This window comes from Microcoleus sp. CZ3-B2 (assembly GCF_036705055.1).
In the GTDB taxonomy this organism is placed as follows: domain Bacteria; phylum Cyanobacteriota; class Cyanobacteriia; order Cyanobacteriales; family Microcoleaceae; genus Microcoleus.
The window spans coordinates 1-12,492 of record NZ_JAUBTN010000029.1 but is presented as its reverse complement, the minus strand read 5'-3'; the positions used below and the strand labels follow the sequence as shown (position 1 = coordinate 12,492).

Genomic DNA, 12,492 nt, shown 5'->3' with positions numbered 1-12,492 from the left:
GGTGAGTCATCCGATTTTAGATTTTAGATTTTAGATTTTAGATTTTAGATTTTAGATTTTAGAGGTTTTTTATAGCTGAGAATCGATCGTCCAAATTTTCGCACTTAACAGCCAGCGTTTCAAAGTTAAGCTAAATTTTTTTGCTGCGCGGAGTTGTTAGCTGGCTCATCTTTATAAACTTGGTTGCTTACTAGATGTTTCGCGGGAATCAGCGAATATTTCCTAGCAAACGGGTTTGTTTTGCCACAAGATAACCTCGCTGGTGGTGCGAGGTCAAGTTTTGATTTACTCATTGTTGTGGCTTCGTGCCCTGGTTCGGGGGCTGCGGTGTCGGCCCCCCGAACTAGCGGCCCAGATAGCTGGCTTATTCCATGTCTCTGCGGTTGGGGTTCCGGGCTGGGTCATTGGACAAAAATCCAAATACGAACAGGGAAACAAAAAATAGGACAACTACATTAACTACGATTTTGAGGGTTAGCACTGTGGGAGCCTCCAAAGATGGTTTAATACTGAGCTGATTGCTGCGAGTGCAACTTTTTTTATCATAGGCTAAAGATTACTCAATTTTATCTTTGGTTTGGAGGATTGTTGGCCAATTGGTTTTTGCCCAGTTCCAGAGTTGCTCTAGGATGTTTTCTAGTCGCACCATGAGTAGGTCTATCCATTCGAGCACTTGTTCTAGCGGGTGTTTAATGTAACCCATTGATTGGGATTTTGTTTCTAAGTATTCGTCTGCGGGCGGGACGGTGGCGCTGCGATTTGTTGGTTGGGCCGCTGTGGCTGTTGGGGTATATTTGCTGGTTTGCTGGGTGATTGCTGTTGGGGATTGGCTGTTTGGCGCGGTGTTGGGGTTGGTGTATTTTGGCACTTGGGTTTCCTGTGTCCCCCCAGGGGTTGATGGTGTTGCGGGTGCAGGGCTATTTTTTTGAGTTACTGCTAAATTTGAGGCTTTTTGGGGTTGACTTTTTGACTCTGGTGCGAGCAAGCTCTGCTTGAGTCCGGCGAGCAGGCGGTGAATTGATTTGGGGTAGGGCGACATTGAGACGGCGGTCGATCGACCTTCTGCCATTTTATCCTTGACTTTTGAGCTGTTTTGTGATAATGAGATTTCATCTGTTGCGCCGTCGGGTTCGGAACTTCCCTCGATCGACTGCTGCGGCCCTGGTTCCCCGAATAAGTCTTGCCAATTCAACCAAGGTCTATCGACCTCCTGGCTGTTTTCGGTTTTCTCTAGCTGTCCTTGCTGTTGCAAATAATACCGAATTGCTACGGACTTTTCCGTGCTATCGCTGGCTGCTGTTTCTTTTCCCAGCAGGTGGTCTACTGATGACCAAATCATTTTTTCGATGTTTTGAGCGTATTTTTCCAGGATTTCGCGGGCGGTAAGACCTAAATTGGTTTGCGCGGCTGATGTATCAAATTTGACTTCAGAATTGACTGCGGTGGTTTTGGCGGCTGGGGGGACGGTAAATTCTTCGAGGTTGAGGGCGGCGCGATCGAGTAAGGTGACAAAGGAGAGAGGATTGGCTGCTCGATCGAGCTTGTTGTTAAAATAAGTTTCTAATTTTGGCCTATTGTCATCGGTGGAATTTGATTGAGCAATCGACTGCGGTGCGGTTGTCGCAGCAGCCACCTGCGCTGTGGCTTTTTGGAGTAAAATAGCGTTGCGGTCGATCGATTTTTTGACTGCGAAAATTGATTCTCCAAACTGATTTCTTTTCACCGCAACCGGACTTGTCTGCAGCCAAGCCATCAATTCCCAAAAACGACGCACCGGCGCTAACTGGGATTTTTTAGCAGCCGACTCCAAACCGAGATTAAATTTTAATTCTTTTTCGGCAATTTGCCGCCGTTCCGGCCCGTTGTTGGCGACTTCCCAAGTTATCCGATTTTCCAGCAGTTCCTGCTGTTGGGGTGTCAAAATATCTAAAACCTGATTTTCCCTTCCCACCAAAACTAAAGTGCGCGCCGGAATGAAAGTCGCGATGGCGCTAACTTTTGGTTGGCTTTCTAATTGAGTTTTGGCCAGCGGATGTTCTAGGGCGGAAGTTGTTTGATGCTTGGTGGTTTTTTCACTCAAAAAATTGATTGCTGGAAGCAAACCCCTAGCGGGTTTCTCCGTTGCTGGATTTGTCTGATTTATTAACAGCGGGGTACTGGCTAAAGTTTTGGCAGTTTGTGACGGATTTAGCAAATTTTCGGCTAGGTGCAGGATTTTACCGATCGAACTTTCCGACGTTTCTCCCTCATCCCAATTTTGTAGCAAGTCGGGATTTTCATCCCCGACATCTTTTTGCAATTCGGGTAAATCTACTTTGGGACTTGATTCCCGCAACTGTCTGGTCAACATTCGGGAACTTTGCACCAGCAAGTAAGCTGGATAAAGTAGAATTTGGGTAGTGCTGAGGGTTGTGTGTTTAATTTTTCGCCAAGTGCGATCGCAATTATCGGCGACTTGGCGGGACTGTTTGGATATAAAATTTAATATTCGGCTTTGGTATGGGCCGTAGTAACCGTCGGACATAAGTTTAATTCTTGAATGGCTGACTGTAATTTCGCGCCGGAATTAGTTAATTTTTCTGGTAAAATTAAACCGGGATATTAATCGCAGTTTCAAACCCTCTGAAACTATTATTTCTTCGCGTTCTTTGCGCCTGCGCGGTTCGATTCCGATCCTGATTCCTACGCAATTCCTATTTTAGCTAAAAATGAACGCTTCTGTGACACCCGCTAGCAATAATATTTCTGAAGTTGTAGAGAAGTTGCGCCGCCTCAGTCAAGTGGAGGTTCAGTCTGGCTGGAGGTACTGCGATTGTGACGCGGTGGCGGCGGGTTCGGTAGGTATTTGTAACGGGCCGGTTGCCGAACTTAACGGGAAAGGACATATTGCTTGGCCTTCTGGGAAGCAAGTTATTTATTTGGGACAGCACTTTGTCGTTCCTAACAATTTGCACGGCTATCCTGTGGTTGGTTTGCGGTTGCTGTTGGGCTTGACTTGGTGGGCCGAAGATGCTCAGATTTTTGTCGGCGGTGAGTTGGTCGGACAAGGCGATTTATTTGATTGTGCCGATCGAGTTTTGTTGAGTGCGTCGGTCAATCCTGGCGATGAATTTTGGGTGATGTTGCGGTTGGTAAGTCCAGGCCACGATAGCGGTGCTTTAGTGCGATCGATTTGCTTGTACGAAGCGGCAGATTCTGCTTGTTTCGATCCGGGTTTTGTGGCAGACGAGTTAGAGATTTTGCAAAAATCCCTAGCTGGCAATTCAGAAAATAAAAATTCCCAATACCTCCCCACCCAAAATATAGCAAATCATCCCTGCTTTGTCAAGGGAAATTTGCTAAAATCTGAGATTGATTTGGCGGTTAATTTGATTGATTGGTCGGCTTTGCCGAATCGCGCCAAGTTCGATCGCTCTCTCTCTGTTTTGCGGCACAATTTACTGGGATATCTCCGAGCTTTTTCTGGGGAGTTGGATGATGTTACCGCAGAGGCCACAGAGAACACAGAGGGAAGAATAGATCGAGTTTTTGAGGTGGGAGAAAATGGCGAGAGGATATCTTTTTCTGGGGATTTAGATGATTTAACCGCAGAGGCCGCAGAGGACACAGAGGGAAGAATAGATCGAGTTTTTGAGGTGGGAGAAAATCAGTACAGTACATCTATATATATAGGGAAAAATGGCGGAGATCAATCTATATATAAAAGTAAAATCTATTTGGTCGGTCACGCTCATTTAGATTTAGCTTGGCTGTGGCCTGTCCCGGAAACTTGGGAAGCGGCAGAGCGAACTTTTGAGTCGGTATTGAAATTGCAATCGGAGTTTCCCGATTTGATTTTCTGCCATTCAACTCCGGCGCTTTATGCTTGGATGGAAGAGCACCGCCCGGACTTGTTTGCAGCGATTCAAAAACAGGTGGCTGTCGGAGGTTGGGAAGTTGTCGGCGGGATGTGGGTTGAACCAGATTTAAACTTGATTTCTGCTGAGTCAATGGTGCGACAAGTTGTTTACGGACAGCGTTATGCAAAGGAAAAGTTTGGGGAATTGATGCGGGTGGCTTGGCTACCGGATACTTTTGGTTTTGGATGGCAATTACCTCAGATTTTGCGCGGCGGCGGTGTTGATTATTTTGTGACTCAGAAGTTGCGCTGGAATGATTCGACGGAGTTTCCCTACGGTGCTTTTTGGTGGGAAGGGTTGGATGGTACTAAAATATTTAGCATGATGTCTGGGGCGATCGGCGAAAGTATAGAATCTGTAAAAATGGCAAGTTATGCTTTTGATTGGCAAGTTAAAACTAATTTGCCAGATGCTCTTTGGTTGCCGGGAGTTGGCGACCACGGCGGCGGCCCGACTCGCGATATGCTAGAGGTGGCGAAACGCTGGAAATTGTCGCCTTTTTTCCCCAGGTTGGAGTTTGCCAAGGCGGTTGATTATTTGGCTTTGATTGAGAGTCAGTTTTTGCCGGAAGTTGCGGCAACTTTGCCCGAAAATGATGTTCCAGAATCTGACAGTCAGGAGAATTTGCGGGCGCTAGAATTTGCCAATCCTTCTATCTCGCAACTCAAAAATCTCGGCACTCTGCCGATTTGGAAGGATGAACTTTACTTAGAATTTCACCGGGGCTGTTACACGACTCGCGCTGACCAAAAACGCCAAAACCGCCGCTGTGAAGAATTGCTCTATCAAGCGGAGTTGTTGTCTTCGCTGGCAACGATTTGCACGGGTGCGGTTTATCCGAAATCTGAGTTAGAATCGGCTTGGAAACAAGTGTTGTTTAACCAGTTTCACGATATTTTGCCCGGTTCGGCGATCGCCCAAGTCTACGCGGATGCTAATCTAGCCTTTGCCGAGGCCGATCGCGCGTCGCGCCAAATTTTGCTACAATCTTTAGATGCTATCTCGGCTCAAATTTCTCTGCCTTCTCCCCCGCAGCCGGACGCTCAACCGATTCTGATTTTTAATCCTCTCAATTGGTCGCGCTCTGAGGTTGTCAATCTACCGCTTCCCGATTCTGCTGGTTTACCTTGGCAAATTTACGATTTGTCGGGACAGAGGCTGGTTTCGCAAATAGTTAAGGGCGATCGACCGCCATCGCAATTTATCATGTTATTTTGTGCAGAGGATGTTCCGGCGATCGGCTACCGCGTGTTTTGGCTGTGTCGCGAAGACTCTCAAACTGCGGGTAATGCGGGCGCGAGTCCAGCCACCGAAAATAAGACAGATTTATCGAAACTTACATACGGTATAGCACAAAAAAATGCACTTTGTCAAGAAACGCATTTTACCACCCCAGAAATGGTGTTAGAAAATGAACTTATTCTGGCAAAAATAGACCGAGAAACTGGCAGTTTATCCAGCATTTGGGATAAAGTCAATCATAGAGAAGTGTTGAATGCAGCCGGAGGCAATCAACTGCAAGCCTTTCAAGACAACGGTCAATATTGGGATGCTTGGAACATCGATCCGAATTATCAAAAACATCAATTACCCGCGCCCATACTCAAAGAGATTTGTTGGATCGATCGGGGAGAATTACGGCAGAGTTTGCGGGTTGTTCTGCAAATTGGCAAATCGGAGTTTTGCCAAGATTACACGCTAGAAAAAGGTTCGCCGCTGCTGAAAATTAAGACGGTTGTAGATTGGCAAGAAACTCACGTTTTGGTTAAAGCAGCTTTTGGGTTAAATGTAGAAGCAGATTTTGTAACTTGCGAAATTCCCGGCGGGGCGATCGATCGCACAACTAAACCCCAAACACCCGCCGAAAAAGCCAAATGGGAAGTACCGATTTTGCGCTGGACTGATATCAGCAATGAGGGTTTTGGAGTGAGTTTGCTCAACGATTGTAAATACGGTTGCGACATTCAACAAAATCAAATCCGGCTGACTTTACTCCGGGGCTCGACTTGGCCGGACGAACAAGCAGATAAAGGAGTTTCGGAATTTACTTGTGCAGTCTATCCCCACGCTGGAAATTGGCAAGATGCCGGTACAGTTCGACAGGGTTACGAGTTAAATTTGCCGCTGCTAGTAAAGGTATTCCCGCAGTTAGGGGAAAACGGAAACAAGAGTTTACCAGCAGTTGGCAAGTTCTTGGATTTGTCTGCCCAAAATTTAGCGCTGATGGCGTTTAAACAGTCGGACGATGATGCTAATGTTTGGATTTTGCGGTGTTGCGAATCGGAGGGGAAAGAGGCTGTGCTAGAATTGGATAGCGATTTGCAATTGGAGATTGTAGGGTCAGTTGATTTGTTAGAAAGACCTGCAAATTTGTCTGAAAAGTTGTCTCAAGGGCGAGGTTTTAAGATAGAGCCTTGGAAAATTGCAAGTTTTACTGTTGTAATGAACCGCGAAGGCGCAAAGGACGCAAAGGAAGAAAGGGAAGGGAAGAGATGAGGAGATTTTTGGCGGGTTAAGTGCTAAGTTTAGGCTGGTGCTGTTCTGCAAATTAGATCCAAAAATACGCAATTCCCAACGTCACGAAAGTTAGCGGTAGTCCGAATCTTAAATGCTCCTTAAATGTCAAACGATCGCCTGCTTTTTCGGCAATTTCAGCTACAATTAAATTAGCTACAGAACCCAATAAAGTTAAATTCCCTGCCAGGGTAGAACCCGCCGCCAGCAACAGCCAAGCTTGTGTATCTGTTTTCGGAATCAGCGATTGCAGAACTAACACGGCCGGTACGTTGGAAATTAAGTTAGAAAGAATTACTGTTGTTCCCAACAAACTCAGCGGCGTACCAGTCAAATTAGTTAAGTTATCCAACAAACCGAGTTGTTGAACGGCCTTGGTCACAATAAACAATCCCGCAAACATCACTAGCAAATTCCAATCCACGCGCTGCAAAATGCGATCGGACTTGACGCGCCTCGTAATCAACAATATACTAGCAGCTATCCAGGCAGATTCGGCTAAAGGTGCTCCGGCTAAAAAAGCTACCAAAAGTCCTGCTGTTACCAACAAACTTTTCGCTAGTAAAGGCTTGAATAACCGATACCGAACTTGAGAAACCGCAGGCAAAGATTTGCAAGAGCGCACTTCGGGATAAAGCCACCACAACCAAATTACTTGAACCACTAAACAAATTAACGCTACCGGTGCGAGAGAGCGGGAAAATTCCCAATAGCTAATTCCCGAAAAAGAACCGACGAGAATGTTTTGTGGATTCCCGCTGATTGTTGCTACCGAACCTAAATTAGTGCCTCCTGCTAAAGCCAAAAGATAAGGGAGAGGATTGAGGGATAAAGAGCGAGTTAGAGTGAGTGTTAATGGGGCGAGCAACATAGCAGTAGTGTCGTTGAGAAAAAATGCTGATAAAATACCGCTGCCAAAAGTAACAGCTACTAAAATGCCGAAGGGAGAACGAGTAAAGCGAGTTAAAAACTCTAAAGCTAGTTGAAAAAAACCCGATGCTTCCAAGGTAGAATTAATCACCATCATTCCTAGCAAAAAAACGATCGTACTGGGGTCGATCGCCTCCCAAGCAGTTTTGAGGTCGAGTATCCCCAAAGCTACGGCAAAAGCTGACCCGACAATTGCGATCGCAGCCCGGTTCATCCGCAGCCCCGGCAAATATCCCAAACCGAAACCCAAGTAAGTCAGCCCCAAGATTAGATAGTTGAGTGTTATCATAGATACTTAAAATCCTTGAGTGTCGGTTTGTTCCATTGTCGGAGATACTACAAGTACAGACGCGGTAATTGCAACTCAACCTGCTAGCACCGCAACTAGCGGGAAATATCGCCAACAGACAATCTACCAACTACAAACAAACAAACAGAGGATTTGCATCGGGAAGCAAAAACCAGCGCCCTGGGCAAGTTGCAATTTTGTTACAATTTGTAACTTTTTTAAAATAACAGGTTTAATTTAGTTTCACAAGAAAGTTCAATTCCAGAAAGTAAAACTAATTACAGTCGAGTTAAGCTAAAAGTGTTTGCTAAAAAAATTCATTCAAGCAACGCAGAAAACCACAATTCTCACTTGGGCGGTACGGGCGGCGATCTCGCTGCAGCGAACATTTCGTGCAACAAACAAGTTGAACAGGATTGGTATCGAACTCTCTACGACAATTTTCCGGGCATTTACTTCGTTTTAGACGCTTTGGGAAGAGTTTTTTCAATCAATCAATTCGGCGAGTCTCGTCTCGCCTACAGGTCGCAGGAATTAATTTATCATTCAATTTTTAACATATTTTACTGTCAAGATCAAGAGAAAATGCAGACCGAATTTGCTGCACTAACACAGGCAAAAAACGGTAAGCTGGCTGCTGGAGTTGCCTATTGGGAAGGTCGCTTGACTTGCAAAGATGGCAGGATTATCTGGGTCAAAGCAACGGCGCGCGCTTTGGCTGGGGTAGACTGGAAAATAGAGGACAATAATGGCGATCGCTCAATTGTCAATTTCCAGCGACCGACTGTACTGTTAGTTTGCGAAGAAATTAAGGCGGCTTCGCCCGTAGCAGCGTCGCCAAACCTGAGAAAAAATTGGCGCAGTCCAACTTTGGCGATCGCCAAATTAGCCAAAACTCAACTTAAAGAACGCAACAATATAGAACAATTCATCCGCGAAGTCACAGAAGCCGCTATCAGTATCGTCAACTGCGATCGAGCCAGCATTTGGCTGTACGACGAAGACAAAACTCAGCTTCACTGCATCGACTTTTACGAAGAAAATACTAAACTTCATTCAGTACAAATAATCGTCACAGCAGCCGACTGTCCGGCCTATTTTCAAGCCTTAAAATCCGCAACTACCATCGCCACTGTGGCGGCAGAAGATGACCCGAGAACGCAAGAACTTGCCAATCTTTATTTTGCCGATCGCGGTCAGACTGCTTTGTTAAACGTACCGATTGTGCTAGCAGGTCAAATGGTAGGAATAATCAGCGCCGAACGTGAAAGTTTCGGGAGTCAGTGGACGGAAGAAGAACAGGAATTAACCAAAATATTAGCAGATTTTGTATCTTCAAGTTTGTTAGCTAGCGAAAATACTAAATCAGAAATTATGCGGCGCGAACAGCAACAAAACTTGCTGAGCAAATACTACGACCGACTAGAAGAAAGAGTAGAAAAACGCACGGCAGAGCTCAAAAAAGCTAACACAAAACTACAACAAGAAATAATTAGAAGAAAACAAGCAGAAGCAGAAATGCGCCGGGAACACCAAGAACAACAAATTATTTTTGATTCTGTGCCGGCGATGATTTGGTACAAAGATCGGGAAAGTCGCCTGCTGCGAATTAACAAAGCTGCCGCTGCATCGAGAGGTTTGCCAGCCAATCAATTAGAAGGAAAATCTTTTTATGAAATCTATCCAGACGAAGCAGAGCAATATTATTTAGAAGATTTGGAAGTCATGAATTCGGGGGTTCCCAAGCTGGGGAAAATCGAACTTCTGCCCACAGTCTCCGGTCAAAAATGCTGGGTGCGAATAGATAGGATACCTTACCGGGATGAAACAGGTCAAATTGCTGGCGCGATCGTGTTTGCAGTAGATATTACAGATTTAATTAAAGTCGAAAGGGAACTGCGAAGATATCGCGATCGCCTAACGGAAAAAGTTGAGAAACGCACTGCTATGTATCGGCAAGCAATGGCAGCTTTGTATTCGGCAAATACGCAACTACAACAGCTAATTAATAGCAGTTATACTGTGGGAAATGGCAGCACGACAGCAGCACAATTGCTCGAAAGCGAAGCTTATTTTGAAGCAGTGGCGATCGCCGACCGCGACACAATGTTGAGCGTCAATAGCGATTTTGCCGAAATGTTCGGTTACAATCCAGAGGAAATGGTGGGAATGAGCTTGCTGGAACTGTTGTCGCCAAAATCTTATAAAGTAGCGCCACAAATGATTTCCGCCAGCACCAATACAGTCTGCGAAGCAGTTTTTCTCAAGCGGGACGGGACTGCTTTTCCTGCTGACGTGCGGAGTAAATTCGTCGTTTGCGACGGTCGTTTAGTGCAGGTAAAAGCAGTGCGAAACCTCACGGAACGCAAATTAATAGCATCGGAATTAGAACGATCGCGCTCTTTGCTGCACGCTACTATGGAAGCAACGACCGATGGCATTCTTGCCGTTAGTACCGCCGGAGAACTGATTAGTTTTAACGAACAGTTAGTTTTAATGTGGGGGATTCATGAAGAAGTTAGAAACTCGATGGATAGAACGGTGCGGCTGACATTTCTCACCAAGCACGTTAGAGACCCGAGGGCTTTTTTGCAGAAAATTAAAGAAATTTATAGCGATGCGGAGTCCGAAGGCTGCGATATTCTCGATTTTAAAGACGGTCGGACTTTTGAGCGCTACACGCAGCCGATTCGAGTCGGACAAGATATTATTGGCAGGGTGTGGCGCTTCCGCGATATTACTTCTCGCGAAAAGGTGACGGCAATGTTGGGAGATTCTCAACGGCGCTTTCGAGCAATTTTTGATTCTTCGTTTCAATTTGTCAGCTTGTTAAAACCGGACGGCACTCTACTGGAAGCTAACCAAACTTCTCTGGATTTTGCGGGAATTAAGCTGCGGGATGTGGCAAACCGCCCGTTTTGGGAGGGGCCGTGGTGGGGAAGTTCTGAGGAAGTTCGGGAACAGTTACAAGAGGCAATTTCTCGATCGGCCAAAGGCGAATTTGTCCGCTATGAAGTGGAAGTTCAAGGCGCACATGAAACGGCAACAGTTGATTTTTCTCTCAAACCTGTCGAGGATGAAACTGGCAAAATAGTATTGCTGCTGCCGGAAGGTAGGGACATTACTCAAAGCAAGCAAGCGCAAGTCGCGCTTCGGCAGCAGGTAGAACGGGAACGCCTGATCGCGCAGATTCAATCGCGCATCCGTTCTTCTCTGGATATCGAAGATATTCTCAACACTACAGTAGCGGAAGTGCGGGAATTTTTGGCAACCGATCGCGTGATTATTTTCCGCTTCCGACCCGATTGGAACGGAGATGTGGTGGTGGAGTCGGTTGGGGAAGAATGGATGCCGCTGATGGGTATGGGTGTAGAGGATTGCTGTTTTGCTAATACTTATGTCGGACAGTATTTGAAGAACAGAATTCGAGCGGTCGAGGACATTCACACTTCTAATTTTGCTGAGTGCCACATCAATTTTTTGGCAGGGTGTCAGGTGAAAGCGAATTTAGTTGTGCCCATCGTGCAGCAGGGAATCGAAAATCGCAACGGTAATCCTACTTGTCAATTACCGAAGTTGTGGGGTTTGCTGATTGCCCACCACTGTTCTGCCCCCCGCCAGTGGCAGCAGTTTGATATGGATTTGCTCAGTCAGTTGGCTACTCAAGTGGCGATGGCGATCGAACAATCTTTACTTTATCAGCAGCTAGCAGCAGCTAACCAGCGGTTGGATGGCTTGGCGAATTTGGACAGTCTGACTCAGCTAGCTAACCGCCGCCGGTTTGACGAGGTGATTAACCGCGAATGGGAACTATCGAGCAGTTCGGAACCGCTATCTTTGATTATGTGCGACATTGACTGTTTTAAACTTTACAACGACAACTACGGCCACCAGGCTGGGGATGCTTGTTTGCAGCAAGTCGCGCGCGCGATCGGGGATAGTTGCACGAACGCACCCGCAGAACGCCTTTATTTAGCTGCTAGGTACGGTGGCGAGGAATTTGGGGTGATTTTGCCAAATACCGACATCGCGACCGCACAGGCTGTTGCTGAGGGAATCCGCCAGCGCGTCAAGGCTTTAGCAATTCCCCACGCCAAGTCTGTTGTCACCGATTGCGTGACTCTCAGCATGGGGGTGGCGACGATTTCTGAAAATCAAAATTCGCCGAAGATGCTGATTGAAACTGCTGATAAGGCGCTTTATCGGGCTAAGTCGGGCGGGCGCGATCGAGTAGCTAGTTGACAGTTGACGGTTGTCAGTAGTCAGTAGTCATTAGTCATTAGTCATTAGTCAGTAGTCAGTAGTCATGAGTCATTAGTCAGCAGTCAGCAGTTATTGCTCGTTACTTTCGCTCTGCCTGGTAATGCTTCTGGGGCGAGGAAGAGCCTCCTTTTATCTGGCAACTTACGGGAGAGAGGACTGTCGGAGGTGTTTAAGTTGTTAAGTTTTCGATCCTTAGTAAAAAAAGCGATCGCCCCAACTGGCATAAAGTTAGGGCGATCGCCGTACTATGAATCAGCATTTATATATCAGGCTTGGCGCGGAATTTTTACGCATTTTCACGAAACTTGTTACAAAACTTTACTCGGCGTTGCGTAAAAATATCCAGAAATCGCGTTTCTGTACCTGATATCTCTTTTTTTTGAACCGCAGAGGGCGCAGAGAGCACAGAGGAAGAGTAAAAGTAGGGTGCGTCGCCATCGAAAATTCTGGCTATTTGCAACGATGCGGTAGCGACGCACCCTACCGCATCATAAAGGGAGTGCGTCACTAAGATTTGGTATGACTACTGACTACTGACTACTGACTACTGACTACTGACTACTGACTACTGACTACTGACTACTGACTACTGACTAC

Annotated in this window: 6 protein-coding genes; 3 read left to right on the top strand and 3 right to left on the bottom strand. The window is 46.2% G+C overall.

All coding sequences use genetic code 11. From position 1 onward, the window contains the following. Positions 1–364 precede the first annotated feature (364 nt). A complete protein-coding gene (locus QUA97_RS14950) occupies positions 365–481 on the bottom strand; it encodes a photosystem II reaction center protein I (protein WP_106151135.1) in 117 nt (38 codons plus the stop codon). A 75-nt stretch (positions 482–556) separates the two neighbouring features. Beyond that, positions 557–2,524, bottom strand: coding sequence for a hypothetical protein (locus QUA97_RS14945; RefSeq protein WP_333195094.1), 1,968 nt, complete (start codon positions 2,522–2,524; stop codon positions 557–559). Positions 2,525–2,708: 184 nt separating this feature from the next. On the opposite strand from QUA97_RS14945, the gene QUA97_RS14940 reads away from it, so the two are divergent. Then, a complete protein-coding gene (locus tag QUA97_RS14940) occupies positions 2,709–6,395 on the top strand; it encodes an alpha-mannosidase (RefSeq protein WP_333195093.1) in 3,687 nt (1,228 codons plus the stop codon). Between the two features lie 52 nt (positions 6,396–6,447). Here the strand turns inward: QUA97_RS14940 and QUA97_RS14935 are convergent, their stop codons facing one another. Then, positions 6,448–7,632 (bottom strand): anion transporter, encoded by a 1,185-nt coding sequence (locus QUA97_RS14935; RefSeq protein WP_194067372.1) that lies wholly within the window; start codon positions 7,630–7,632, stop codon positions 6,448–6,450. A 300-nt stretch (positions 7,633–7,932) separates the two neighbouring features. Between QUA97_RS14935 and QUA97_RS14930 the strand changes: the two genes are divergently transcribed. Continuing rightward, entirely contained in the window at positions 7,933–11,874 is a 3,942-nt protein-coding gene (locus tag QUA97_RS14930) for a PAS domain S-box protein (protein ID WP_333195092.1), read from the top strand. A gap of 93 nt (positions 11,875–11,967) precedes the next feature. After that, positions 11,968–12,231, top strand: coding sequence for a hypothetical protein (locus QUA97_RS14925; protein ID WP_194067370.1), 264 nt, complete (start codon positions 11,968–11,970; stop codon positions 12,229–12,231). The last annotated feature ends 261 nt before the right edge of the window (positions 12,232–12,492 follow it).